The organism is Acetobacter sp. JWB, from assembly GCF_003323795.1.
Lineage (GTDB): Bacteria > Pseudomonadota > Alphaproteobacteria > Acetobacterales > Acetobacteraceae > Acetobacter > Acetobacter oryzifermentans.
The window spans coordinates 2,271,530-2,297,724 of the sequence record NZ_CP030871.1 but is presented as its reverse complement, the minus strand read 5'-3'; the positions used below and the strand labels follow the sequence as shown (position 1 = coordinate 2,297,724).

25 protein-coding genes and 1 pseudogene are annotated in these 26,195 nt (G+C 50.9%); 11 read left to right on the top strand and 15 right to left on the bottom strand.

Annotation, left to right across the window (positions count from 1 at the left end):
* Nucleotides 1-272 precede the first annotated feature (272 nt).
* The 3 genes from DS739_RS10890 to DS739_RS10880 form a co-directional block, all read right to left on the bottom strand.
* Complete coding sequence (locus tag DS739_RS10890; RefSeq protein WP_035352404.1) at nt 273-476, bottom strand: hypothetical protein; 204 nt, start codon at nt 474-476, stop codon at nt 273-275.
* 417 nt (nt 477-893) lie between these two features.
* Entirely contained in the window at nt 894-1,517 is a 624-nt protein-coding gene (locus DS739_RS10885; protein ID WP_035352402.1) for a hypothetical protein, read from the bottom strand.
* A gap of 104 nt (nt 1,518-1,621) precedes the next feature.
* The gene (locus tag DS739_RS10880) at nt 1,622-1,843 is read right to left on the bottom strand and encodes a hypothetical protein (protein ID WP_006115875.1); all 222 of its coding nucleotides are present in this window, start codon (nt 1,841-1,843) and stop codon (nt 1,622-1,624) included.
* 678 nt (nt 1,844-2,521) lie between these two features.
* Between DS739_RS10880 and DS739_RS10875 the strand changes: the two genes are divergently transcribed.
* A complete protein-coding gene (locus DS739_RS10875) occupies nt 2,522-3,028 on the top strand; it encodes a DUF3644 domain-containing protein (RefSeq protein ID WP_139018862.1) in 507 nt (168 codons plus the stop codon).
* Between the two features lie 309 nt (nt 3,029-3,337).
* Here DS739_RS10875 and DS739_RS10870 read toward each other — a convergent pair whose 3' ends face one another.
* Nucleotides 3,338-4,729 carry a site-specific integrase gene (locus tag DS739_RS10870; RefSeq protein ID WP_035352412.1) on the bottom strand — a complete coding sequence of 464 codons (1,392 nt, stop codon included), beginning with the start codon at nt 4,727-4,729 and terminating at the stop codon, nt 3,338-3,340.
* Nucleotides 4,730-5,035: 306 nt separating this feature from the next.
* Here DS739_RS10870 and DS739_RS10865 point away from each other — a divergent pair, with 306 nt between their 5' ends.
* From DS739_RS10865 to DS739_RS10855, 3 genes are all read left to right on the top strand, one after another.
* Nucleotides 5,036-5,278 (top strand): AbrB/MazE/SpoVT family DNA-binding domain-containing protein, encoded by a 243-nt coding sequence (locus DS739_RS10865; protein ID WP_006115877.1) that lies wholly within the window; start codon nt 5,036-5,038, stop codon nt 5,276-5,278.
* Nucleotides 5,275-5,619: an endoribonuclease MazF gene (mazF, locus tag DS739_RS10860; protein ID WP_006115878.1), complete on the top strand. Its 345-nt coding sequence runs from the start codon at nt 5,275-5,277 to the stop codon at nt 5,617-5,619. Before DS739_RS10865 ends, mazF begins: the two co-directional genes overlap by 4 nt.
* 199 nt (nt 5,620-5,818) lie before the next feature.
* Complete coding sequence (locus DS739_RS10855; RefSeq protein ID WP_139018863.1) at nt 5,819-6,142, top strand: hypothetical protein; 324 nt, start codon at nt 5,819-5,821, stop codon at nt 6,140-6,142.
* A 307-nt stretch (nt 6,143-6,449) separates the two neighbouring features.
* Here DS739_RS10855 and DS739_RS10850 read toward each other — a convergent pair.
* Nucleotides 6,450-7,532 (bottom strand): annotated as a pseudogene (locus DS739_RS10850) (site-specific integrase); the annotation flags it as partial.
* Between the two features lie 78 nt (nt 7,533-7,610).
* On the opposite strand from DS739_RS10850, the gene DS739_RS10845 reads away from it, so the two are divergent.
* Nucleotides 7,611-8,702 (top strand): IS5 family transposase, encoded by a 1,092-nt coding sequence (locus DS739_RS10845; protein WP_035352416.1) that lies wholly within the window; start codon nt 7,611-7,613, stop codon nt 8,700-8,702.
* Between the two features lie 118 nt (nt 8,703-8,820).
* Here the strand turns inward: DS739_RS10845 and DS739_RS10840 are convergent, their stop codons facing one another.
* Nucleotides 8,821-8,961: a hypothetical protein gene (locus tag DS739_RS10840; protein WP_006115880.1), complete on the bottom strand. Its 141-nt coding sequence runs from the start codon at nt 8,959-8,961 to the stop codon at nt 8,821-8,823.
* 124 nt (nt 8,962-9,085) lie between these two features.
* Here DS739_RS10840 and DS739_RS10835 point away from each other — a divergent pair, with 124 nt between their 5' ends.
* The gene (locus tag DS739_RS10835) at nt 9,086-10,168 is read left to right on the top strand and encodes an IS5 family transposase (protein WP_170315297.1); all 1,083 of its coding nucleotides are present in this window, start codon (nt 9,086-9,088) and stop codon (nt 10,166-10,168) included.
* A gap of 30 nt (nt 10,169-10,198) precedes the next feature.
* Here the strand turns inward: DS739_RS10835 and DS739_RS14660 are convergent, their stop codons facing one another.
* From DS739_RS14660 to DS739_RS10790, 9 genes are all read right to left on the bottom strand, one after another.
* Nucleotides 10,199-10,420 carry a DUF6538 domain-containing protein gene (locus tag DS739_RS14660; protein WP_081937159.1) on the bottom strand — a complete coding sequence of 74 codons (222 nt, stop codon included), beginning with the start codon at nt 10,418-10,420 and terminating at the stop codon, nt 10,199-10,201.
* 262 nt (nt 10,421-10,682) lie between these two features.
* Nucleotides 10,683-11,855, bottom strand: coding sequence for a DUF6602 domain-containing protein (locus tag DS739_RS10825; RefSeq protein WP_006115883.1), 1,173 nt, complete (start codon nt 11,853-11,855; stop codon nt 10,683-10,685).
* A 44-nt stretch (nt 11,856-11,899) separates the two neighbouring features.
* On the bottom strand, nt 11,900-15,088 hold the full coding sequence (locus DS739_RS10820; protein ID WP_006115884.1) for a type I restriction endonuclease subunit R: 3,189 nt from the start codon (nt 15,086-15,088) through the stop codon (nt 11,900-11,902).
* Nucleotides 15,085-16,380 (bottom strand): restriction endonuclease subunit S, encoded by a 1,296-nt coding sequence (locus tag DS739_RS14525; protein WP_050793116.1) that lies wholly within the window; start codon nt 16,378-16,380, stop codon nt 15,085-15,087. The genes DS739_RS10820 and DS739_RS14525 overlap by 4 nt, the downstream gene beginning before the upstream one ends.
* A 2-nt stretch (nt 16,381-16,382) precedes the next feature.
* A complete protein-coding gene (locus DS739_RS10810; RefSeq protein ID WP_006115886.1) occupies nt 16,383-16,688 on the bottom strand; it encodes a nucleotidyltransferase family protein in 306 nt (101 codons plus the stop codon).
* The gene (locus tag DS739_RS10805) at nt 16,685-17,086 is read right to left on the bottom strand and encodes a nucleotidyltransferase substrate binding protein (protein ID WP_035352168.1); all 402 of its coding nucleotides are present in this window, start codon (nt 17,084-17,086) and stop codon (nt 16,685-16,687) included. Before DS739_RS10805 ends, DS739_RS10810 begins: the two co-directional genes overlap by 4 nt.
* The gene (locus DS739_RS10800; RefSeq protein ID WP_006115888.1) at nt 17,086-18,699 is read right to left on the bottom strand and encodes a class I SAM-dependent DNA methyltransferase; all 1,614 of its coding nucleotides are present in this window, start codon (nt 18,697-18,699) and stop codon (nt 17,086-17,088) included. Before DS739_RS10800 ends, DS739_RS10805 begins: the two co-directional genes overlap by 1 nt.
* Before the next feature lie 160 nt (nt 18,700-18,859).
* Complete coding sequence (gene traI, locus DS739_RS10795) at nt 18,860-20,566, bottom strand: TraI/MobA(P) family conjugative relaxase (RefSeq protein ID WP_006115889.1); 1,707 nt, start codon at nt 20,564-20,566, stop codon at nt 18,860-18,862.
* Complete coding sequence (locus tag DS739_RS10790) at nt 20,547-20,867, bottom strand: plasmid mobilization protein (protein ID WP_035352165.1); 321 nt, start codon at nt 20,865-20,867, stop codon at nt 20,547-20,549. The genes traI and DS739_RS10790 overlap by 20 nt, the downstream gene beginning before the upstream one ends.
* 283 nt (nt 20,868-21,150) lie before the next feature.
* Between DS739_RS10790 and DS739_RS10785 the strand changes: the two genes are divergently transcribed.
* The 5 genes from DS739_RS10785 to DS739_RS10765 all read left to right on the top strand — a co-directional run bounded on the left by DS739_RS10785 (nt 21,151) and on the right by DS739_RS10765 (nt 26,056).
* Nucleotides 21,151-21,573, top strand: a complete 423-nt coding sequence (locus tag DS739_RS10785; protein ID WP_139018864.1) for a hypothetical protein — start codon at nt 21,151-21,153, stop codon at nt 21,571-21,573.
* A gap of 14 nt (nt 21,574-21,587) precedes the next feature.
* On the top strand, nt 21,588-22,265 hold the full coding sequence (locus DS739_RS10780; protein ID WP_035352171.1) for a P-loop NTPase: 678 nt from the start codon (nt 21,588-21,590) through the stop codon (nt 22,263-22,265).
* The gene (locus tag DS739_RS10775; protein ID WP_006115892.1) at nt 22,262-23,038 is read left to right on the top strand and encodes a hypothetical protein; all 777 of its coding nucleotides are present in this window, start codon (nt 22,262-22,264) and stop codon (nt 23,036-23,038) included. The genes DS739_RS10780 and DS739_RS10775 overlap by 4 nt, the downstream gene beginning before the upstream one ends.
* Nucleotides 23,039-23,197: 159 nt before the next feature.
* Nucleotides 23,198-23,668, top strand: coding sequence for an aminoglycoside 6'-N-acetyltransferase (aac(6'), locus tag DS739_RS10770; RefSeq protein ID WP_050793117.1), 471 nt, complete (start codon nt 23,198-23,200; stop codon nt 23,666-23,668).
* A gap of 321 nt (nt 23,669-23,989) precedes the next feature.
* Entirely contained in the window at nt 23,990-26,056 is a 2,067-nt protein-coding gene (locus DS739_RS10765; protein WP_157772573.1) for an ATP-dependent endonuclease, read from the top strand.
* Nucleotides 26,057-26,195 lie beyond the last annotated feature (139 nt).

Here is a 26,195-nt window from a genome sequence, read left to right as displayed (position 1 = left end):
GCGAGCAGGTTAAAGCGTTTGACGATTGTAGCGCCGCTGTATTTCTAGGCCAGCCGGTTCCAGAAGCCATGGACAGCCGTCGTGCTCAGATCGACAGTGCCTGCTGTGCGATCTCGTCTTGAAGAATAGCGGAGATGTGACCCTTGCGATCATTATCCCGGGTCTGCATCTTCTCGCGCACATGGTGGTCGACCAGTTCACGGATGCTCTGTCGTCCCAGTGGTCGTGTATCTGGAACTGGTCAAGCTCTGGCTGGCAGACGTTCTGTCCAGTCAGCGTCGTATCAGTTTGGCTAAGTAGAAGGTCTGGTAGATATTTTTTCTGTCCGCGATGCGCTTGCTGGCTTGATACTGGCTCTTGCCGCGATATTCAATCTCGACAGGAAGTGGGCGGCCTGTGGCCAGAGCAGCGGTTTTGGCGGAAGTGATGCGATCTTTCGTGGTGAATTTCGCTTGGGCCCAGCATAGCCTTTGCATGGAACCATGTGCTTATCGTCTTTTTTGGTGGTGGCCCCAAAAACCGTCAATTATTCCATGACCAAAACTCTAAGTCATTGGAAAGATTGGCGTCCCGTACGGGATTCGAACCCGTGTTGCCGCCGTGAAAGGGCGCCATATAGTTCAGGAAAACAGCCAGGTAATCTTCTATATCATTGATATTAAGCTAATTTAGTTCATCGCACTTCATTCGAAATCACTGGAGATCATCATCCAGATTGGCTCAATTCTGGCTCATTGGCTCCGGAACGGCAAGGTCTGGTGAAAATTTCGCTGCGAAATATACTGGGGATGGTAGGATATTCCCGTAAGAAGAAAGAGGGTGGAGGAGCAAAAAGTTCACCTTACGACGACCTCTATCCGCCACATGATTTACGCGTTTTTTAGCCTTGGAAATCATACCGAACGTGCTCGGGCTATAATGTGCCTGACGCGTTCCGTCTGCACTCTAACATGACAGACCTCGTCAACATGGATCACTTCGACAGGCGCAACGCCGACATATCGAAAAAGGCGCTCTTCAATCCCTGGTCTGAAGTTTTCTGCCGCCTTGGACACTGATTTGCCCTGGCTGGTCACGGTTCCCGCTACTTCAATATAAAGAGTGGGATGACCTTTACAGAAAAGACTGAAATCAGCTTGCCCCTTGTAGTCCAGTTCTCGAATGAAGGGCTGTATTCTGAGATTGAGCGTAGCAGGAGCTTCCAGAAGCAGCCGCCGATACACGGCCAATTCGACCATGCTGCTAATTTTGTGGCCATTGATGCAAACATCCTGCTGCCACGCTGGTAGATCTGGATGGCGTTCAGTAACTTTCTGGCGAAACAGACGCCAGAGGGTTTTATCAGTATTGTAGCGGGAGACAATTTCCTGAGCGCCATCACAGAATTCAAGCATCTGTGGTGTAGGAGTAACAAGCAGTTCACGGGAGATACGAGCATAGTGGTCTATTTCTGCCGGACGGAAGAACTGCTCTGACAGCCAGTGTGGCATCCGGTTATTGAAGCGGTCATAAGTCATGGGTGATGTCCTGAAAAATTTTATGTCTGTGCAGCAACGAACTGTTCGATAGCGACACATGATGAGTGGGAAGATGAAAAGTGTGATGAGGACGTCTGTCGGGATCAATCCTGCTGCACAGATGGTCCGTCCAGAATGGCTTTCGTCACGCGATTGAATTTCTGGTTGATCACACGCGTAAGGACCACGGCCCCTTCAAGGACAGAGGTGTCAAAGCCATTTCCCCCCAGACACTCGGTCAGGGTAAAGTTCAGAAGGCGATGCAGTGCAGCAATTTGGAAGACATCTGCTTCGATGGCAGACGCTATAGAGTCATGATGTGACATGGATATTTTTTCTCTCGTTCAAAAGGAAGAAGAACGAGGTCTCACTCATTGAAAAAATCAGAAGAAAGGAAAGAAATCCAAAATCCTTTGGGGAATGGAGAGTAAGAAACCTCAAAAAGACGAGGAAAAAATGAGGTTCAATATAAATAAAAACTAAATTCATTAATAATTAGAATAAGTTCTTAACGATATAATGCACTGCTTTTAAATATAAAAAAGCCATCCGAACTGCGGGACTCGAACCCGCTCCTACATGAGGACTCAGGCTTGCAACACCTTGAAAAGACAGCGGATAATGACACGCGGTCTTCTAATTGAATTTTCTGCTTTTGATTTTTGGTCAAACACTCTGGGTGCGTCAAGTCTGAAAAGAAAATAGGGCGTCGAATGGGTGTAAATGCAGTCTGAAATCATGATGTGAGATAACGGGAGCCAGCAGTGCTCAATGGCTACCCATTGAGCAGCAGGCAAGGGGGAATACTTCCCCCGTTGACCCCCTTATTTTTTTGAAATCCGACCGCTTAGGGGAGAGGAAGTGGAATGTCGGCTATTAAGCGCGGAAACTAGCAGAGAGGAATGTCTGGCAATAGAAACAGATTGTAGGAAAAACATCTTTAAATCTCTAAAGTTATATTTGTATATGTAAGTGTTTAGAAATTTTTAGAAAGAAGGCGGTCCGTGGAAAGAGATTCAGCATCATATGCAATGACCTCGAATGCAATGACCAATATGCGGTTATCAATAGGAGATCTCACAAATCGCCCTAACAGGGCTGTGGTGCAGATCTATACGGCGATTGAATTAGTATTAAAGGCCAGATTATTCGAAGAGCATTGGTCTCTTGTCGTCGCTAAAAACCCAGACAAGGACAAGTTTGACGCGGGCGACTTTGTCTCTGTTGCGTTTGACGAGGCCTGTAAACGTTTAGATATCGTTGTCAAAGATCCGGTGCCATCTAACGCTAAAATGTCTTTTGATGCCCTTAGGAAAATCAGGAATAAAATAGTTCACTTTTATACTGAAGACATGATTGGCGATCCACAGGTTGTGAATAACACAAGGGAGGTACTTAAAGAAGCTTGGAATCACCTTCACGGAGTAATAGACGTGACGTGGAGCAAACATTTTCATTTATTCAAAATTGAAATAGAAAGAATAGAAAGTAATAGTATGTTCAAAAGGTGAGTCATTATTTTGGCTTTATATTCTCTGGATGCACAGCCGACACCTTCCAGGTTGGCACTTGGCTTCTGCCACTAAACTCGTCTCCGCCATCATTGGAATTAACTGACGACGAACCCTAACACCAACTACAATGTTGTTGGCTGCGCTTGCTTTCAGAGAATTGCGAAACTCGATGCGACGTCCGGAATGTAAGCGTAAGCGGTGATTAAATGAAACCTTACTTTTCTGCGCTTTAGGGGGGCAACGGGGGAAGATATTCCCCCTTGCTGGCTGTTGAATGGGTAGCCATTCAACACTGCTGGCTCCTTTTTAAAACGTTCCCTTTTTGAAGGCTGTTTCCGGATAGCTTATAGCCTCCACTGTCTGCCTGAGATTGGCGATTGTGATGCCGGTCAGATAGGTCGTTGTTCCTTGGCTTTTATGGGTGGCTTCATGGCCCAGAAGCCTGTCTATCCAGATTTCCCGAATGTCAGTTGTGGCATTTCTCAGTTGTGTGGAAACGGTATGCCGGAAGGAATGAAACGTGATTTCTGCTGGTAGGCCAAGTCGGGTCTTGAGCTGTGAAAAGGCCCGACTGAGTGTGGCCCCTCGGTCTTTTTGTTTAGACCCATCAAGGCCGGGTATGAGGTAGGTGCTTTCCGTGTTGTCCTTGAGGGCTATTATTCCAGCCTCAATGAGTTTTGAGTGCAGGGGAATGACGCGGATGCCAGCTTCGGTCTTGGGTGACCAGCATTCTTCTGCATGGGGTCTGACCAGAAAGCACGGGACACCTTCAACCGTTTGCAGGTCTTCTTTCCGCAACGTGCAGATTTCGCCCAGTCTCATGCCTGTGTAGGCAGCAATAAGGGTCACAAGCCGGAAAGTCGGTTCAGGCACCAAGGAACTATGCCATGAAGCAGAGGCCAGAAGAGCCAGTTCCTGTGGTGTCCAGCTTCTTCGCACGGTCTTGGGGGCACTCTCAAAATGCCAGCCAGACCAAGGGTTCTTTGTCACTATCTCCCTTTGCGCAAGCTGGTTCCATAAGGCAGACAGGCGGAGCATATGGTTCTTGACGCTTTTATTGCTCAGGGTAGGGAGGCCATCGGACTTGGCTCTCTGTGCCTCCTGCTGCAACGTCAGATTGCTTTTACCCTTGCCCAGTGTTGCGGGCAGGGCAAGAAGCAGGTCCCGAAAAGCTCCGGCCTGACTGCCGCCAATATCACTGACAGGCGTATCCCCAAAAGCCCTGATATAAAGGGCAACCGTTCTTTTGGTTGCTTCTCTGGTGTCCGTGCTGGCTTTGGGGTTGCTCAAGACAAACTGCTTAAGGGCATCGGAGAGCATGAGGGCTGGTGGTTTCTTCTTGGTGCTACGAGGCTTTCTGACCACTTTACGGGTCAGCTTCTCCCTCGGTTTCACGGTCTTCCGTTTGGGGGTAGAGGTTGCCTCTGCTTCCTGAGCCATAACCTCAGGCTCCAGCGTCACCGGGCTTTGGAAGGTAAGGAGGGAGGACAGTTCCTTGCCTGAGAACCGGCCCTGCATGGTTCTGGCTTTATGGAAGACTTCACCTGTGCGGGCATAAAGAGCCGCTGCTCTCTGGCGGGCCAGAAACTTGCTTTCGGTTTGCAGGGAGAGGGAGATTTCTGTTTTGCCAAGACAGGCTTGCAGGACGACTGGAACGGCACGGCGGAAGTGGTAGTGAGAGCCGATAAGACGCAGCATGTGAGTTCCCAGACTGGGAAGACAACCGGGAAAGTCCCGTTCACCCATCACCATCCGGTTTTATGGCGTCTTTTCAAGGGGTTGGCGTAAAAGTCTGAGGGACTCGAACCCGCTCGCTTTTGTCGCAACCAATCAGATAACCCATTGAAACAGAACAATAATTTCAGATGAAATCATCCTTCACATGATGACTGCGGGTTCAATCTGCGGGCAAACCTGTGGGGTAGTCAAGAGAGGGATTTATCTGGCCTCGGATGGCAGTATGATGTATATACGACGTATAAACCCCAACTAAGGAAAATCATCATGCAGGGCGTTGTCAGGAAATGGGGAAACAGTGCAGCCATTCGTCTTCCTGCTGGTGTGCTTGAAGCCGTCAGTCTGAAGATCGATCAGGCTGTTGATGTGCGGGAAGAAGATGGGCGCATTATCATTGAGCCAGTCAAAACAGTTCCTCTCAAACTGGAAGAATTAGTGTCAGGCATTACGGCCGAGAACCGCTATGATGAAATGGACTTTGGTCCGTCTGTGGGTGGGGAAAGCTGGTGAGTGCCAAAGGAACGGCTGTCTGGGTTCCTGATCGCGGGGACATTGTCTGGCTTGAGTTTGATCCGCAGACGGGCAGGGAACAGGCCGGGCACCGGCCTGCTATTGTGCTGAGTCCTGCCAGTTATAACGCTAAAGCCGGAATGATGCTGTGCTGCCCAACAACGACCAAAATCAAAGGCTACCCCTTTGAAGTGGCTCTAACTGGAAAAACTGCCAGTGTGGTTTTGTCAGACCAGCTTAGAAGTCTGGATTGGCGCGTGAGAAAGGCAAAGCTCAAAGGAAAAGTTTTACCAGAAGAGCTTGAGGCCATCCGGCAGCGGGTCAGATTGCTGGTCGGGTGATAAAAGTAAGTGTTCAGATAATTTTTCAAAAATAAAAGAAAAACAGGAAGCCAGCCGTGCAAACCAGCGGACACGTTGTGTCGCTTTGATTTCCAAACAGGTCAGGAGAAAGGCTTGCTCTTCCCCGTAGCCGATTTTATCGTAGACGATTGACTTGTTCGTCTAATATCCTCGATAGTGTGTCAGTTGGATAGTTGACGTGACTGCCCGCATGCTTCTGCCTAGGATTGTTGTTATGTGTGATGAAATTGAAGACCCCCGCGTCCGCAGTACCTTAGGATATCTCATTCGGAACTATAATAGTGATGACAATACGGTAGAAGTACATCTTCCGACCGGAGAAAAAAGGTATGTAAACTTTATCAATATTCAAGAAAGTCTTGCAGTTATTCTTGGGGGGCAGATGACCGATAATGGCGATCTTGTTTTAAATTTTTATATTAATTCCGATGACCAGGTTGTAAATGATTTTATTACTATAAAACTTTGGGAAACAAAATGGTGGGTTGGTGAGATAGCATAATAAAAATTGCAACAATAGAGCTATTTTATAATTATATGAATATATTTTCTAAAATATTTAATTTTTTGCATTATACCTACTCATTTTTTTTATTTAGAAAGTCGTCGTTTGATCTTTGTTTTGGATTTATGACGGTTGTGCAGAGAGAAATTTAAGCAATCTGTAAGTTTGAGATGAGGCGTATGCAGTCATTAGGTAAAACCTTATGTTTTCTGCGCTTTAGAGGGTCAACGGGGGAAGGTATTTCCCCTTGCCAGATGTCGAATGGGTAGCCATTCGACACTGCTGGCTCCCTTTTAACTCCCTTTTAAAACGGTATCTTTTTGAAGGCTGTTTCCGGGTAGTTTATTGCTTCTATGGTTTGTTGCAGATTGGCTGTTGAAATGCCGGTGAGATAGGTTGTGGTGCCCTGACTTTTGTGGGTTGCTTCATGTCCCAAAAGGCGGTCAATCCAGACCTCCCGGATATTGGCATCTGCGTTTCTGAGTTGTGTGGAAACGGTATGCCGGAAGGAATGAAACGTGATTTCTGCTGGTAGGCCAATCCGGGTTTTAAGCAATGAGAAAGCTCGTCCCAGTGCTGCACCTCTTACACCCTGTTTCGAGGTTTCCAGACCGGGAAGGAGGTAAGGGCCATTCGTGGTCTCTTTCAGCACCTGCACACCCGCTTCAATCAGTTTTGAATGGACAGGCACCATGCGGGTGCCTGCTTCTGTTTTCGGTGCCCAGCCGGTTTCGGTATGGGGGCGGATAAGGAAGCAAGGGATGCCGTCAACGCTCTGGAGGTCTTCTTTCCTCAAGGTGCAGATTTCGCCCAACCGCATTCCGCTATAAGCAGCAATCAGTGAGACCAGTCTGAAGGTCTGCTCTGGCACCGAAGTGCTATGCCATGAAGCAGAGGCCAAGAGTGCTAATTCTTTAGCTGTCCAGCTTCTCCGGACGGTCTTTTGCCCATTCTCAAAATTCCATCCGGTCCATGGGTTGCGTGAGACCAACTCCCTTTGGTGTAACTGGTTCCACAGGGCCGAGAGGCGCATCATATGGTTTTTTACGCTCTTGCCACTCAATGTTGGCAGACCTTCCTCTCTGGCCCTCTGTGCTTCTTTTTCAAGGCTAAGGCTGCTCTTGCGTTTGCCCAGCGACGCAGGAAGGGAAAACAGCAGGTCACGGAACGCTCCGGCCTTCTCGCCCCCTATGATGGACACAGGGGCATCGCCAAACGCTTGCAGGAACAGGTCTACGGCCCGCTGGGTGGCTTTCTTGGTGTCAGCGCTGGCATGGGGATTATCCAGCACAAAACGTTTCAGAGCACCCGACAGCATAAGGGGAGTAGCCTTGGCGAGTTTAGGTAATTTCTTCACTGTCCGGGGTTTTGGCATCGGTGCGGAAACTGGAGACCTCCAAAAACCCCTTGGTTTGAGAGGACAGATATGATTCTCTTTAATTCTGTCATCTGATGGGGTTTGGCGATGAAACAGCCGGGATTTTTCGATATTGACGACCGCCTGAAGGCGCTTTCGGCCAAGGGAGATGCACTGGAGAAGCTCAGCCATGTTGTCGATTTCGAACGGTTCCGCCCCTTGTTGGTTCAGGCGATCCCGCGTGCGGATGGCAGCAAGGGAGGACGTCCTGCCTATGATCCGGTTTTCATGTTCAAGGTCCTGGTCCTGCAGGCAAGCCATTCCCTTTCTGACGAACGCACGGAATTTCTGATCCGGGACCGGCTGTCCTTCATGCGTTTTCTGGGTCTTTCCCTTGCGGATCCCGTGCCCGATGCGAACACGATCTGGACCTTCCGCGAGGCTCTGACACACGCCGTTCTTGACGGCGCGCCTGCTATTGAAGCCCTGTTTTCCCTGTATGAGACAACGTTACGTGAGGCCGGATTTCTGGCCATGAGTGGGCAGATCATTGATGCCACGGTCGTTGCGGCTCCCAGACAGCGCAACACGGATGCTGAAAAGGCCATTCTGAAGGCCGGCGAGATCCCTCAGGACTGGAAGGACAAGCCAATAAAACTTGCGCAGAAAGATCGGGATGCACGCTGGACGATCAAATACTCTAAAGCAAAACCGGCAGAAGACGGGGCAAAACGGGTTGATTTTGCTGTGCCCGCGTTCGGCTACAAGAACCATGTGGGCATTGATCGGCGCTATGGGTTAATCCGCAAATGGAAAGCAACCGATGCGTCCCGACATGATGGGGCGCAGCTTCCAGCACTCCTTGATCCGAACAATACAGCCAGCGATGTCTGGGCCGATACCGCCTATCGGTCACAGGCCAATGAAGCCCATCTGGAAGAAAAAGGTCTGCGCTCGCAGATCCATCGTAAACGAAAAGCCGGCAAAGCCCTGCCTCGACATATCGCCCGTGCCAACGGGCGCAAATCAAAGGTCCGCTCCCGTGTCGAGCACGTCTTTGCTTACGAGAAGGGACCGATGGCGCTCATCATACGCACGATCGGTCTGGCCCGGGCAACAGTGAAAATCGGCATGGCCAATCTTGTCTACAACATGAACCGTGCATTCTGGCTTCATAAAAAATACGGATCTATCGTCTGATCCAGCCCAGACGACCAGCGTTGTCAGTCCTCAACACGACACACTCCCGATAAAGCTCATCAGTGTCGTAACCAGCCAGCGCATGTTTTACATACTCAGGCTCATAAATAGGGAGTTTTTAGAGGTCTCCAACTGGCACGGCCCCCGTTTCCTGAGCAGATGAAGGGTGATTCACGCTCTGCAAATCCCGCAGTGCAACCCGCAGCCCCTCAAGCCTGCTTAAAGCGTCTGGTTCAGCCAGCACAGAGTGAGCTTGCATGAACAGTTCAGTGGTTCTGGCATGGAGTAAAGAAGCGCGTTTACGGGCTGGAGGGTTCGAAAAACCCGCTGGTTTTGAGGCGCTCTCTGTGATTCCATTTCTTCTGTGTTGACTGGAAGGATAGATAATGAATCAGCCCGGTTTCTTTGATGTTGAAGAGCGGCTTGCTCGACTGAGTGGGCTTGGCGATCAACTCGAAGCGTTTTCCCGGACTGTGGATTTTGAGGTGTTCCGCCCTGATCTGGAGAAGGCTCTGGCGTATTCCGAGGGAAGCAAAGGCGGACGACCGCCTTTTGATCCGGTGCTGATGTTCAAGATCCTGGTGATCCAGACGCTGAACAATTTATCTGATGAGCGGACGGAGTATCTGATCAACGACCGTCTGTCCTTCATGCGCTTCCTGGGACTGGGCCTGTCGGATCGGGTACCGGATGCCAAAACGGTCTGGCTGTTTCGCGAGCGTCTAACACAGGCGGGTGCGATTGAAAGTCTGTTCAATCGCTTTGACGCCACTTTGAGGAACGCCGGTTATCTGCCGATGTCAGGCCAGATCCTGGACGCAACACTGGTGGCTGCTCCAAAGCAGCGCAATACGAACGCTGAGAAAGCCGATCTTCGGGAGGGACGGATCCCACAGGACTGGCAGGACAAGCCGGCAAAGCTGTCGCATAAGGACCGTCATGCGCGCTGGACGTTGAAATTCACGAAAGCAAAACGGCAGGATGACGGAACGATCCCCGCAACGGACCTCGCTATTCCGTTCTTTGGCTACAAGTCGCACATCTCCATCGACCGGAAGTTCCGGTTCATCCGCAAATGGAAAACGACGCACGCCGCCGCCAGTGATGGCGCGCGATTGAGAGAGGGGCTGTTGGATAAAACCAATACGGCCTCAAACGTCTGGGCTGACACGGCGTATCGCTCAAAAGCCAATGAAGACTTCATGGAAAAGCACGGCTTTGTCTCAAAGGTTCACAGGAAGAAGCCGCATCTCAAGCCTATGCCACGACATATCCAGAAATCGAATGCTGGAAAGTCCGTAATCCGATCCCGCGTCGAGCATGTCTTTGCCAACCAGAAATCACAGACCGGGCTGTTCGTCCGAACTGTCGGTATCGCGCGAGCCACAATGAGGATCGGCCTGGCCAATATCGTCTATAATATGCGCCGCGTCCTCTTCCTGGAACGGATCAGCGCGAATGCATAGCAATCCAGCGGGTGATAGCCCTCAATCCGCTCAAAACGCAGATCGAATGCTCCCCCAGGAACCGTCAATCAAATCGCCAAAAGCCCAAAATGACGAGCCAGGCGCATCAACCAACGGTTCTTCGATCCCTCCGGCTTCGTTCTGGTAGCCAGTTTTTAAAGAAACCCAGATTTCCCGCCGGTTTAACGCTGTTCGCAGGGCAGGGGGAACGATACGGCGGAAGTGATAGGTGGTGCCTCTAACTCGGAGCATAAAATCTTCCCTCAGTGGGGAAGGATGATGGAGCAAAGACAGCCTTTGCCCCTCATTCAGCCGAAAAATCGTGCTATTTCAGGTGTCTGTGGTGCGAACTGCGGGACTCGAACCTGCATCAACCCGCAGTGACACTTTTCTAACCCTTTGAAACAGCAAAAAGAATGCGACGTGCTGTCTTCAAGTTGGTAGTTCTTCTTTTAACATCGGTTAAGCATTCTGGGAACATCAATGTTTGAACTATGCGCAGAAATGGCGCATTTTAACCTGACATTAGTTCTTCAAACGTTAAATCTGGATTTTCTTCGAATGAATTTGGAGGGAGTGATGTGAAGTCTACAAAATACTCAACGTTATCAATTTCTATTTGATACGGATAAAAAACCTCTTCAGATGGTTTTTGTCCGGAAGCACGTTCTTGCATGTATGTGGGTGATATAGGTGGGAGATGTCGCGGATTAAAGCAGCGGACAACGGCATCCAATGCCATTGTATTATCCGGGTCATTCATAGGTTGACCAAACCATGCTTCGAAGGCCTTTCCTCTTGTCATTTCGACCGATTGTTCAACAATTGTTTGTATAGCCAGTTTTGTCAGTCGTGTTGCATTGGTAGGAGTAACGTGATTTTCTAAACGGGCAAATGAATCGTGTCTCCTGACCCGAAAACGGCCAACTATTTGAGGCATATTTTCATAATTTTCTAGATCTAATGGCCGTAGGGTAATTTTGTTAATTTCTCTCAGTAATTGCAAATAAATTTTCAATAAGGTGTGCCGTCCAGTTTTTCTTAAGGAGCATAAATCTGTAATTTCTGGTGGAAGTTGGAAAGCGTTGAAATCACCTCTCAGGAGATTGCGAGGGCCAATTATTCCTTTTTCAAGAACACAAATAAAATCAGGCCGCCATGTTATATCTTCTATATTTTCATCAAGTCTTTTAATTTGATCAGAAATGGCTTCAAGGCTTCTGTCAGCCTTATAAGCGACTACTGCGGTGACTGGATGCGGGTATCTTAAGCCTGATTTAAAACCATTTCCTCCCACCGTAAATGGTTTTCTAATAACTATTTTATGGAAAGATTCTATATTTTGATATGCTTCTTGCAACTGGGTACTATTTAAATTTGATTTTATACTGATGGCTCCGTAGACACTTTCAATTGGAAATACAGAATGAGAAGGAGATGACACAATTTTAGGGCAATAAAATGGATCATGAATAATTAAATCTATTTGACCACTAGTAAAATTTTCAGAGTTGATGACTTCTCCTCTGCCGACTGCATATCGGCTTGGCAGTTGCTTACTAAGAAAGTCACTGAATGCATCTTCACGTAAAGTGCCTTTTCCGCCTTGGTGATGGATCTCTCCGCTTTGAACGAATTCGGCCATAAGCTTGTCACTGGCTGCTTTGAATATTTTTCTGACGTCCACTTTATACCTCTTTATATATTGTCTAGTGATTTATTATTTATTTGTCAGGAAGTTTTTCCTGAATCAGCCCAAATGGGCGCGAACTGTTCCGCCTGACGTAGAATATGTTTGACTGCTTCCGCTTCCATATCGGGCGGGTATCCATAGTGACGCAGCAGGCGTTTGACTGAAGTGCGCATCTTGGCGCGGGCCTGCGCCATGACCGTCCAGTCCACTGTGGCATTTTCCCGAATGGTTTTCACCAGTGCTGTGGCGATAACCCGCAGGCTGGGGTCGCCCATGGCGTCCTTGGCGCTCTGGTTCTGGGCCAGTGCGTCATAGAACGCGATTTCTTCCTGTGTCAGACCCAGTTCCTCGCCACGATCGCGGGCAGAGGCCATGTCTCGGGCCATGCGGATCAGTTCATCCAGAATTTGAGCGGATGTCAGGGCGTTGGCATGGTAGCGGGCGACAGCCTGTTCCAGCCGTTGTGAGAAGGCTTCGGCTTCCGTGATGTTGGAGCGGGTTCGGCTGCGTATCTGGCCTTCCAGCAGCTTCTTGAGCGCCTCAATGGCAAGGTTGCGCTGGGGCATTTCCCGCACTTCCTGCAAGAACGCGTCCGAGAGAATGGAAATGTCAGGCTTTCCAATGCCTGCGGCTTCCATGATGTCGATGATGTCAGTGGAAATGACCGCTTTGCTGACGAGTTGCCTGATGGCCAGTTCGCGCTCCTGCGCACTGCGCCCATCGCTGCCATTACTTACGCTCTTGACCAGAGCTGCCCTGACAGCCTCGAAAAACCCTATTTCATCGCGCAATTTGGCGGCTTCATCACTGGCAGAAGCCAGCGCAAAGGCGACCGAGAGCGCCTTGACGGCATCCGGGTAGCGCTTCTGGGCGGCCTTACGCTCTTCGTCATTTTTCGCGGATGCCATGGCGCGTTGCTGCTGGCCCAGAATATGGTCAAGCGCTCCGGCCATGATGGAAAGCTTAGCCTTCGGTGTCGCGCCATCCTGCAAGGCAGGGCGGTAGTCAAAGCCGCCTGGCTGACCGGGATTGAACATGGCTCGCACGACTTCGTAGCGTTCCTGCAAGGCGCGGATGGCCACGCCTTCGTCGATGCCGACCTGTTCGCGGTCTCCGGCGGAGTATTCGCCCAGAGCTGTCTTCAGGTTCTGGGCAAGACCGATATAGTCCACCACCAGACCGCCGGGTTTACCCTTGAACACGCGGTTGACGCGGGCAATGGCCTGCATCAGCCCATGCCCGCGCATGGGCTTGTCTACATACATGGTGTGCATGGAAGGCACGTCAAAACCCGTCAGCCACATGTCGCGCACAATGACCAGCCGGAGCGGGTCATTATTATCCTTCATGCGCTTTGCCAGCAGTTCACGTCGGGCTTTGGACTTCTTGCCAATATGGGGCTGGAACCCGGCAGGGTCGGATGAACTGCCGGTCATGACCACCTTGATGGCCCCTTCATTGTCATCATCACTATGCCAAGCGGGGCGTAGGCGGATGATCTCGTTATAGAGCGCCACACAGATGGCCCGGCTCATGCCCACGATCATGCCCTTGCCTTCAAGGGCAGTGAGACGGTTTTCAAAATGGGTTACAAGGTCTTCGGCTATCCGGCGTAGGCGGGGTTCCGAGCCGACCAGAGCTTCCACGCGAGAGTATTTCTGGCTGAGCTTATGTTCCTCGTTTTCAGAAAGACCTTCGACAATATCGGCAAGTTCGTCGTCCAGCTCTTCCTTGAGGTCTTCATCCAGTTCAATGCGCACAAGGCGGCTTTCATAATAGATGGGGACGGTTGCCCCATCCTCGACGGCCTGTGCGATGTCGTAAATGTCGATGTACTCGCCAAAAATACCGCGTGTGTTTACATCAGCATTTTCAATGGGGGTGCCGGTAAAGCCGATAAAGGAGGCATTGGGCAGGGCATCGCGCAGGTATTTGGCAAACCCGTAGGTCATTTTGCCGGTCTTGGGGTTGAACTTGGCTTCCAGCCCATATTGGCTGCGGTGCGCCTCATCTGCCATGACCACCACATTGCGCCGGTCGGTCAGCATGGGCAGGCTGGTTTCCCCGTCTTCAGGCTGGAACTTCTGCAAGGTGGTAAAGATGACACCGCCTGAGGTCCGCCGGAGGAGCTTCTGCAAGTCCTCCCGACTGTCTGCCTGTTCCGGTGTCTGGCGCAACAAAGCCTGTGCGCCGGAGAAGGTGGCGAAGAGCTGGTCGTCCAGATCATTGCGGTCTGTCAGCACAATGATGGTGGGGTTTTCCATCTCGGGGTGGCGGGCAATTACACCTGCATAGAAGGTCATGAGCAGGCTCTTGCCTGACCCCTGCGTGTGCCAGACTACCCCGACTTTACGGTCTCCATCCGGGGCTGAGGACCGCACAGTCTGCGCCACGGCCTTCCGGCAGGCATGGAACTGGTGATAGCCCGCCAGAATTTTGATGGGGCTGCCGTTCTTCTCGCCAAACAGCACAAAGTCGCGGATCAGCCCCAAAAACCAGTGTGGGGTAAACACGCCCCGCAGAACGGTTTCCATTTCCTCATGGTTTTTGGCGATCAGGTCTTCACCGTTGATCGTGCGCCATGGCATGAAGCGGTCGCGGTCGGCAGTAAGCGAGCCAATCCGGGCTTCTCTGCCATCCGAAATCATCAAGGCTTCATTGAAGCGGAACAGCGAGGGAATAAGGCTGCGGTAAGTCTGGAACTGGTTCCATGCTGAATCCAGCGTCGCGTTCTCGGAACTGGGGCTTTTGAGTTCTACCACCCCAAGCGGCATACCGTTGACGAAGAGAACGAGGTCTGGCCTGCGGTTGGCTTCGTCCTTTTCAATGACGAACTGGCGCACGACCAGAAAGTCATTATTCTCCGGGTTCTCAAAATCCAGCAGGCGTATCCGGTCGCCAGACTGCGTGCCATCTTCGCGCACGATATCCACCGGCACGCCATTGACCAGATAGTCATGCAGGCGGCGGTTTTCGTCCACATGGTCGGGTGTGTCTTCGCGGATCAAAGCCAGAAGGGCTTCATCGCGTGAGGCTTGGGGGTGGTGCGGATTTAGCCTGTCTATGGCTGCTCGCAGGCGTTTTTCCAGAATGACGTCCGATAACGAGGCGCGTTCGGGTTTTTTACCACCGGGGGCAATATCTGGCCCCCAGACAATGGTGTAGCCACATTCGCGCAGAATATCGCAGGCCCAGTCTTCGATCTCGTTTTCGGACAGAAAACTCATGCCGCGTCTTCCACCATCTTTTCGGCATCCCGGATGCTGATTTCGCCTGACATGAGCTTGGGAAGAAGGAGGTCTCGGAGTTGGGCAAGGGTATTGGATTCATTCCGGTTGAAATTCATTTTAGCAAGCAAGGGCTGGGCGGTAAGATCAAACTGACGCATGAGGATATCGGTGGCATGCAATAAGTGCGTTTGCATAACGGCCAAAGGTTGGACTCTTTGATGACTTTTAGATGTGCCTGTGACCATTCCCTGCAAAGTTTCACGAAAAGGTTGACTAAGGCAGGCACAATATATCAATGCAAGCCAATCTTTTTGGAGTGGGTTAAGAACCATGAATTCAGTCGAGCAAATTCGCTGGTAAGGCTCTTCGTGAGCGGTGACCATCCAAACACGTGGTGTTTCAGGATTGAGCTTTGATAAAAGTATAGAATTACTTGATACGGAAAATTTTCCACTCTTAATTTCTTCTCCCTTTACCAAATCGGGCATCATACCTTTGTCGAAAGCTGGCAAGCTGAAATGTAAAAAATATTCATCAGAAAATTGAGCAGGATTGATGGAGGATTTGCTTAGAATGGCCAGATCAGCCAAAGGCCAAGACTGCCACCCCTCAGGATTCCCTTCATCATCCAGCCTATCGGGAAAGAGTTCCCACAGTTCTGGTGCGAGGTAAGGGGCTTCTCCGGCCATTTTTGCCCGTGTCGGGCCAAAATCGACGAACCAGTCGCGAAACAACGCCCGTGCCATGGCTTCCAGCGTTTCGTTCGTCCGGCGGTTGAGGTCTATTTTGTCGTCGAGAGAGCCGAGGATTGAGGCTATGGTGTGTTGTTCATCAAGGGGTGGAAGTTCTAGCTTAAAAGACGGGAATTCTTTTAGTGGAATGCGATCGACTGTTGCTCCATTGATTGTATTTTTCCTAATTTGTTCTTGGAACTGTGGAGACATAAAATAATATAGGAAAAATTTTTCATTGAGAACACTTCTGTCGGTTCGAATAAGCGCCATTCTTCTACCAAGGCAACATACTAATCCTTCTGGAATAATCGCGACTTCGCCCAAGCGGGTTTCATATGAGAAAACAATATCTCCAGCTTCGGGTTTTACGCGCTTTGTCCATTTCTTGAAATCTTCATTCGTTACATGCCTTGTCGATGAAAGATTCAATCTTCCATGATCTAACGAATCAATCCCAAGAAAAATTGCTCCATGATCGATTGTTTTCGGTGTCGCGTGTGGGCCATCGAAAACGTCCGCAACTGCGCTAATGGTAGATAAAGGCCATTTTTTCATAATTATAACTCTAAAATTATCCAATTTTTTCTAATAATATTTTGGAAATCAGTGTCTATTTTTAACCAATCTATTACATCCACTTTCCACGGTAGTTGTGATTCTGAAAAAGCTTCCTCCAGTCGTGCTCGTGTTCCCAAAGATAAGGGTGCATCACCCATAATCGCCAGATCAAGGTCAGAAAAAGGCTTGGCCTTGCCGGTGACACGCGAGCCAAAAGCTCGCACTTCACGGTCAGGCACAATCTCGTTGAGTATCCGCAGCACGATAGCCCGCTCTTGGGGCGTCATGTCGATCTGTCCTGTCACGCCGTGCGCTCTTTCAGCGTGGCCAGCAGAAACTCGGCTTCCGCAATAAAGTCTGGAATGGTGGCCACAACCTGTTTGGCCGTCATTTCGTTGTAAGTATGGCTGGTCAGGTTACGCATTTTGCGGAATACGCTCCACTGGGGCCATGCGCTTTTGAGCAATCCGGCCTCGTTGGCGGAGCGGATCATGTCCGGAAAGCCCATGCGGTCATATTCCTCGGGCGAGGCAGAATTGGCTTCCAGAAAGCGTTTCAGGGTCTTGTGGCTGAGTTCATAGGTAAATTCGAAACGCTGGATCAGACCGTCTCGCAACTGCTCATCGTCAGGGTGGGCAAGGTGACGTGTCCAGCCTTCCTTTAATCGGTTGAGCGCACGTTCCAGTGGGGTAAGATACAGCATCACACGCTTTCCTTCTGCACGATCAGCTTCAGGGAGGCGGTAATTTTCGCGTTCAGTTCTTCACCCTGCGCAAACTGTTCTTTCAGGGTCTTCTCAAGGGCTGCAAAGCGTTCGGTAAACGGTACGCTGTCTTCTTCGGCTTCCTCAGCTCCCACGTAGCGGCCCGGTGTCAGCACAAAGCCGTGCTGTTCCACTTCATCCAGCGTGGCGGATTTGCAGAAGCCCGGACTATCCTCATAGGTGCCAGCGTCCTTTTCTCCACGCCATGCGTGGTAGGTGTCGGCAATACGAGCCACGTCCTCATCCGTCAGTTCCCGGCGCGTGCGGTCCACAAGCTTGCCCAGCTTGCGGGCGTCAATAAACAGGATTTCTCCGCGCCGGTCTCGCCAGCCTTTTTGCTTCTTGGTGCGGGTGAGGAACCATAAGCAGGCCGGAATCTGGGTGGAATAGAAAAGCTGACCGGGCAGGGCTACCATGCAATCTACCACATCGGCCTCCACCATCCGGCGGCGAATTTCGCCCTCGCTGTTCTGGTTGGAGGACATGGAGCCATTGGCCAGCACCACGCCAGCGGTACCGTCGGGGGCCAGATGCCACAGGATATGCTGGAGCCACGCATAGTTGGCATTGCCCGCAGGCGGCTTGCCATATTGCCAGCGCGGGTCTTCCTCAAGTGACGCATTCCACCAGTCCGACACGTTAAAAGGCGGGTTGGCCAGAATATAGTCAAAGCGCAGGTCTTTCAGCTCGTCGCGCAGAAAGCTGCCTTCATTGTTCCAGCGAATATCCGCACCGATACCCCGCACGGCAAGGTTCATACGGGCCAGACGCCATGTGGTGTGGTTGCTCTCCTGCCCGTAAATGGCAATGTCACCCAGCTTGCCACCATGGGTTTCCACAAAGCGTTCGGACTGCACGAACATGCCACCAGAGCCACAGCACGGGTCATACACCCGGCCCTTATAGGGTTCGAGCATGGAGACCAGCGTGCGTACCACGCTGGATGGGGTGTAGAACTCGCCTCCGCGCTTGCCCTCAGCTCCGGCAAACCCGCCAAGGAAGTATTCATACACCCGGCCCAGCACGTCCCGCGCCTTATCGTCCGTATCGCCCATGCCGATGTCGGAGATCAGGTCGATCAGTTCTCCCAGCATCACGCTATCAAGGGCAGGGCGTCCGTAATCCTTGGGGAGAACCCCCTTGAGCTGGTCCGGGTTGGCCTTTTCAATGGCCAGCATAGCCTCATCAATGAGTTTGCCGATGCTGGAGGAACGGGCATTGTCCCTCAGATGTGACCAGCGGGCGTTCTCGGGCACCCAGAAGATGTTTTCAGCCAGATACTCGTCCGGGTCTTCCGCTGCTGCCGGATCATCCAGCATCAGTTCTGCATGACGCGCTTCAAAGGCTGTGGAGATATAGCGCAGGAAGATCAGGCCAAGGGCCACATGCTTGTAATCTGAGGGTTCAAGGTTCTTGCGCAGCTTGTCAGCCGCCAGAAACATCTGCTGTTCAAAGCCCAGTGTTGCACTCGCAGCCTTGGCCTTGCTCGCCTTGGTGGTTTTCTTGGGAGCAGGGGCAGCATCAGGGTTCTTGCGAGGGCGACCGCGTGGCATGAAAGAAAGCCTTGTTTCTCAGAAAAATCAGATAATCCAGTTTGACGGAAACTGGCGACCTGGTCGAGAGGCAATGGCGGGATGGAGGGCTGTGAATCTCTGTCACTTAGCGTGTAGGGATGGTGAACGGGGATGATATGACTGGACTCAGCATTTCTGTTTAGCGCTCGAATCCCTTTGAAGGCTTATGGAGAAGTGATTGATTTGCGGTTGAAGACTGCCTTGCTTTTTCTTCTCGTCGTTTTTGTTCTGTTATTTTGAGTTCCTCAACTTCCTTACGCCTTTTTTCGACGGTCTGGCGGAGATCCTCGTTCTTCAAGCGAAACCCGTGCTCGACCGCAAGATCCACAACCCGCGCCTTGAACTCATCGGTCCCGGTAATTTTGACCTCATCCCATCTGTTGGCCGCCAGTCGCAGGGATGCCAGAATGATTGCCCGATCTGTGGTGTCGCAGACATCGATCCGATCACCACGATCAGAGAAGGCGATATGCTCTGGATCGGCAAGCTTACAGTAATGGACATAGGCGCCCAGCGCGACAGACCTGAAGCCCGGAATGTTGTAAACCCGCATCTCTCTGTCGGAACGTGTCCCATGTCCCTCCAGACGCATGAAACGTTCCGGATGCGTCCACAGCACCGCCAGAAAGGGATCTCTGTTTGTCCTCAACCACTCCTCTACAGTGGGGAAGGGAGGCAATCTCTTTCGATTGGCAAGGCGTTCTTCCTTCTGCTGCTGAAGAAGAAGGCGGAGTGCTGTCCTATGTTCGTCAGCCAGCGCGTGTCGTAGGGCGTTGAGCGCCAAGCCACGTCTCCGCCATTTACCCTTCAGCACGGTCTCGCGTTCCCGGCGCTGCATTTCCCTCAGGCTGGTCCTCTGGTCTGCATGCTGGCGGATAAGGTCTGATAACGCTTTCGTTCTCGCGGCTTCGTAATCTTTGCGTTCCTGATGATAGTCGCTCAAATTGACATCATTCGGTCTTACTACAAGAGGCATGGTAAGTTTGCCGTCAGCGGGTATGTCCGCAGCCTGATCGGGCTCTTCGTAAGACCCAAGCCTGTGTTGTAGCCTGATGAGACTGATCTGCCGATCTGCCGCACTGGCTTTGACGGCTGAATTGCCAACCATGATGACAGCACCATTGCCACGTCGGCGATACTTTATTCCTTTCCGTGCCAGACCTTCGTGAACCTCAGCCCAGCAGGTGGCTGTTTTGATCAGGGGAACCGCCTCTTCAACGGCGATATCCAGTGCAGACCGTTTACCAGTTCTGCGTTCCACTTTTTTGCTACCGGTTTTGACGGGTGTAGTCTTATCTCTGTGCCTGTTGCAGCGAACCAGTTTTTCGTCCCGGTCGACCTGATAAAGACCATTTTGCTCGCGTGACCACCCTTGGTGGTGCTCGATCAAAGCGATGGCCCTATGACCAGCCTCAATGTCAAATCCCTTATTGATTTCGGTGCATCGGAATGTCTCGGGATCAACACGGTTGACGACAACATGCAGATGACGATTGTCGGTGTCTGCGTGCAAGCCATACACAATCTGATACTGTTTCAGCCCCATCTCTTTTTGCAGGAGTGTGACGGCCTCATCTACCTGTTCTGTCGTGGGACTTTCTCCACGTTTCCAGCTCAGCACGTAGTGGTTCACGGTGTCAGCAGACCGCGCGGCTTCAGTTGCAAGTGCGATCATCTCCGCGATCTGACTGTCAAGGAGATCCGTCAGAAAACCCCGTGCTCCGAAATAGATACATTTTTCTGACGTGTCTGTTTTTTCCGGACTTGCCACGTAGAGAATCAACCGTCTGATCCGTTCAGATTTTGACGTCGACTTCTTCGGGTTTTTAACTTTTTTGATGATCACGGCTGATCGCCTCGATTGCCCCTTTCAGGGCGTGCAGGGTAGCCAGTGTTTCCTGAGCATGTTGACCGTTGCTTGACAGGTAGAGATGTTTGAGAAGTCCGCCCAGACGACGCAACTCCCGAATCATGACGATATCAGCGTGGGGAACGATCGGACGACCAAAATAACGGCGTCGGATCAGCTCAGAGACACTCATTCCAGCAAGGTCAGCGTCCTCTTTCAGGCGATCTTTTTCATCCGTCGTCAGTCTCACATTGACGATCGCATCCAATGGGAACCGACCTCTGATTTCAAAAGGCATTACATGGACTCCTTCTTTGGGAAGAAGAGAAGAAAAAGAAGCAGGAATGAGCCAGCCTGTGAGACGCGGAGCGCCGAACGGCCTGGCGTGGTTTGTCACACCATGCGGCGCATGTGTGTGACAAACCCCATCCTGTAAATCGAATCAGTGATAGTTTACCACAAATAAGCGCCATTTTAGGCATGTCAAAAATTGCGATTTTAGCGCCATCAAAAATATTGCCGATAATGTATAATGAAATCACAACAGCGAATCAGTTTGCTGATTTGAAGCGGGGACGACAATGCGCGCACATCACACACGCTCAAAAATAGATGACATACGCAAAAAAATGTCAGACTTGCCTGAACTAAAGGCAGATGAAATTCAGCTTAATAATAAGGAAAGCATTGCCGTTCTCGCTGACGATATCGCTGCATTGCGAAAACGAGGATATGGGTTCGAGCAGATTGTTGAGTTTCTTCGTGAAAACGATTTTAAGATCACGGCGTCGACACTCAAAACGTATCTGAGAGAACCAGAGCGAAAGCGTGAAAACACACCTATAAAAAACAAGAAAACAACTAAAAAACCTACGACTGAAAACAAAAAAATAACCAGAGTGACGGAAAAAACCGCAATAAAAAGACAGAAAAAAGAGCAGACGACGAAGGAGGATAAAAATCAGGCTGAATTTCTGATCGCGCCAGATCGCGATGTATTATGAAAAGGATGAGTCTCATGGAAAATATTTATCTGGTTGGCGGTGGAAAAGGGGGCGTCGGCAAATCAATGGTGAGCATGAGTCTCATCGATTTGCTGATGAGTGAGGGTAAAGACGTTTTGCTCGTGGAAACGGATACGTCGAACCCGGATGTTTTGAAATGTTATGGCGGCGTGACAACTGCAGTCGCCTTGAATCTTGATCATGTCGACGGCTGGATGGATCTCATCACTCAATGTGACAACCGTAGAAATCATGTCGTGGTCATTAATTCGGCGGCCCGGAATGATCATGCGGTACAGACGTATGGGGATCGCCTTCAACAGGCCTTACCATTGCTGAAGCGCAAACTGATCACGTTGTGGGTTATCAATCGCCAGCGTGATTGCGTGGAATTACTAAGAAATTTTTTAGAACAAATACCTGAATCCAAAACAAACGTTCTCATGAATTCTTATTTTGGGAACAAGGAAAAATTTGAAACCTACAATAATTCGCAAACCAAGAAATATATTGAAAAACTCGGTGGAAAGTCACTTGTTTTTCCGGAGGTTGCGGACCGGGTTGCTGATCAGTTGTACATAATGCGGATGACGATCGAGAAGGCGTCGGAAGATCTTCCGATTGGCAATCGGATTGAACTTATGAGATGGCGGGCTGAGGTCAAAAAGATGTTTGAGGAGGTTGTCGAGTGACAAAATTCGAGACCGTTTTCCAGGGATTTTATGGACGAAATCCCACGGACGCCGAGATCCAGGAGCATTACAGAATTAAGAATGCAATGGATATCCGGGACAACGATGCGTTGTGGCTGATCCTGATACCATTTCAATACTACACGAAAAAACTGCAGGACATTCCGCAGGCCATTGAAGTCATCTCTGATGAGTTTAATCAGAATTCACGTCAGGCAATGCAGAGATATGAGGCAAAGATAAAATCAGATTTGAATTCCGCTGTCGCTGTTGCGGGACAGGACGTTGCGTCTACAATCCTGCGGCGAAAGATCCAGATGTGGAGTGCAATTTCAATTACGGTGTTTGCACTTGTCTGTGTAGGTCTGGTTACGGTCTTGTGGACCGGAAGAACACAGTTTCATGACGCCCATTATGAGGCAGGCTATAGCGCAGGATACAACAAAGGATCTGCGGACGGGCAAAAAGAGGGATACATCTCCGGGACTAACGCGGGGCAGAAAGCTGGCTATGAAAAAGGGTCAGCAGATGCCCGCGACACGAATGCTCTGGCGATGACGTCGTGGGCGACGGGTGATGCCGGGCAGAAAGCCCGACAACTCTATGAGCATGGACTAATCGATCCAATTTATGTGCTCTACCAAACAGGTGACCTTGCCAAGATACTGAAATGTGCAGGGAGCGGATGGCGCGTACAGAACGGTTATTGTGTTAGTTCAGTGACGACCGATGGTGGGAGCGGAACTGTCTATGATGGCTGGAGGCTACCCTGACGATGGTTGCGTGTAGATAGAAATTCTGTGGTCATCTGGACCGAGCTATCTGTACGCTTGTTCGGTGCTAAGCCGACCTACGGCTTTCGCCTCAATGCGGACAATAGCTCCCCTTGTTTGAAGGTCGGATAGCTGACATCATCTCGCTCAAGAATGACAATGTTTCAGGACGGAGGTTTCTTGCTGTTTCGCCGCGCGACATTGGCTGATGTTCCCGTTTATGCTCGGCTCCGAAGGGAGCTGTGGAACGATGATACCCTCGCCGACCACGAACAGCAGATTATCGATCTGCTGCAAAAGCCCGAGACGCAGAGTCTAATTCTGCTCGCTTTTTCTACGAACGCTGCTTGTTGCGGTTTCGCTGAAGCTTCCATGCGGTATGACTACGTCAACGGTTGTACGTCTTCGCCGGTCGCTTTCCTGGAGGGGATCTACGTCGTTCCAGCTGAACGCCAGCGCGGAGTCGCACGCGGCCTTGTGGAGCAAATCACCCATTGGGCGCGCCAGAACGGTTGCACTGAATTGGCTTCCGACGCAGAGCTTACAAACACTGACAGCCTCGCCATGCATCGAGCGCTTGGGTTCGATGAGACTGAGCGTGTCATCTTCTTTAGTAAGGGCCTTATTTGAGCGTGGCGTCCCATACGCCTTACAGCCGCTTCCGCCTCAGTCTGGACAGACAGCGGTACAGATCGTTTTCCGCAAAGCGGACACGACAAATGCGAGCGTGTGTTGCAACACCTCCACCGAGAGCAAACAAGCATGCAGACACGGTTTTCCATCGTGATCTTTACGCCCCGTTAAGCAAGAGTAATTTGAGCCGGCGTCCGATCGCAGAAGGCAAAGTTCTCACACATAACACCAGTATGGGTAATTCTAAGGGTATGCTATTTTCCGCTCACATCTATCAGCGTTTTCGGTGAGGGTTCAATGCGCCTAACGGGTTTCAGAGTGACGAATTTTCGCTCAGTTGTGGATAGCGGGTGGATTACGGCATCGGCGGTAAACGCTCTGATCGGAGTCAATGAATCAGGTAAATCGAACCTTTTACTGCCGTTATGGAAGCTAAACCCCGCGCGTGACGGTGACATCCAGCCGACTTCCGACTACCCGAAGACGCAGTATGCCTCCATCAAAGATGATCCTACGTCTGTAGTCTTTATTGAAGCAGAATTCCTGGCCGAAAAGCTCGGGGCAGAGATCGCCGAGTTGACAGGGCGCCCCGTAACCGAGATGGAACGTTGCCGGGTCACGCGTTCGTTCTCCGGTGATTACTGTGTCTCATTCCCTGATTGCAAGGTAGTCCGCACGTCCGAGCCTTCAGTGCTGCGAAGCACACTCGAAAATGCCCGCAGGGAACTCGACGGAATGGCTGGTAGAAGAAACGAGGTTGCATTTAAAGCCGCGCTTCTTCGAGCGATCGACGATGCCATAGCTACGCTGGAGACAAAAGATCATGTCACTTTCGAGGCCGTCTCAGAGGTATCTGACCAAATAATTAACGCATTATCTACATTTACTGACCACGGCGGATCGCTGCGGCAACGTTATACTGAGCTAATTGAAGAAGTAGAGGAGATCAAGGCCGGTCTGGATTCAACCCCGCCCGAGGACGTTGACGGCGTGAGCGACCTAATCATCAGAGGCATGCCCAAGTTCGTCTACTATTCGAATTACGGCAATCTTGATTCAGAAATCTACCTGCCGCATGTTGTGGAAAACTTGGGCAGCAGGAAGCTCGGATCTAGAGAGGAAGCCCGAGCACGCACATTGCGGACGCTGTTTAGCTTCGTAAGACTCAAGCCGGAAGAAATTCTTGAGCTTGGCCAAGAGGTCGAGATGACGGGGAAGGCGACGACAGACGAGGCAGAGATAGCACGGGTCGCCACACGAAAGCGCGAGAGGACAATCTTGTTGCACTCCGCCGGGGCGGACCTTACCCGCAAGTTTGCGCAATGGTGGAAGCAGGGCGATTACGTTTTCGACTTTCAGGCGGATGGTGACCATTTTCGGATATGGGTAAGCGACAGCCGACGTCCGGCCAAAGTAGAACTCGAAGACCGAAGCACTGGCTTACAGTGGTTCCTTTGCTTCTATTTGGTCTTCTTGGTCGAGAGTGAAGGTGCTCACAGCGGAGCTGTGCTTCTGCTCGACGAACCAGGCCTTTCCTTACATCCGTTAGCACAGCGCGATCTCTTCAAGTTCTTCGAAGGGCTTTCGGCCACTAACCAGATATTTTACACGACGCATTCACCGTTTCTTGTCGATGCCGACATGCTTGATCAGGTCAGGAAGGTGTATGTTGCGGAGGACGGTTCCACAAAGGCATCGGCGGATTTGCGACGAGGCAATGCGGACCCACGCGGGGCTGGTGCTGCCTACGCCATTCACTCTGCTCTAAATATGAGCGTTTCTGAAAGCCTACTCCTAGGCTGTCTTCCTGTGATTGTAGAGGGCCCCTCGGACCAGCATTACTTAACCGCCATCAAACTCCTTCTGATCAGTCAGAAGCGGATCACGCCTCGGCGAGACATTGTATTCCCGCCTTCACATGGTGCAGCAAACGCTAGGGCGATCTCAAGCATACTGGCCGGCCGGGATGAGGATGTCCCATTGGTACTGCTCGACGGTGACGCTGCGGGGCGGAAAGCTGCCCGCGAACTGCAGAACGGTGCGTATCAGTCGAGCAAGGAACGGGTTCTCTCGACGGATACTTATTCTGAGATTGACGGCTCGGAAGTTGAGGATCTCTTTCCAGCAGCTTTCGTCGCAAACGCGTTAGACCGGATGTATCGCGGACGCACGAGTGATTTTGCTGACGTCCTACGCCCGGGCGAGCCAATCGTACCACAGATGGAAGCTTGGGCTAAGGAACAAGGAATAAAGCTTGATCCCGGCTGGAAAGTAGAGCTGTCGAAGTTGGTCAAGAGCAGATCGCTCGTCGCCCAGCCGGATACTTTCGATGAGGCTTGCCTAGCGCGATGGGAGAAACTGTTTGTGAATCTATTCGGGAACTAGAGAGCGATAGTGAACAGCGGAAGTAAAAAGGAGGCATCGGCTTTTGACATATCTCGTGCAAAAGCGGGCCTTCCCATTGCGCTTTCATGTCGGTCACAAACGAACCTGTTCATAAATTCCGAACAACGGACTATTTTTA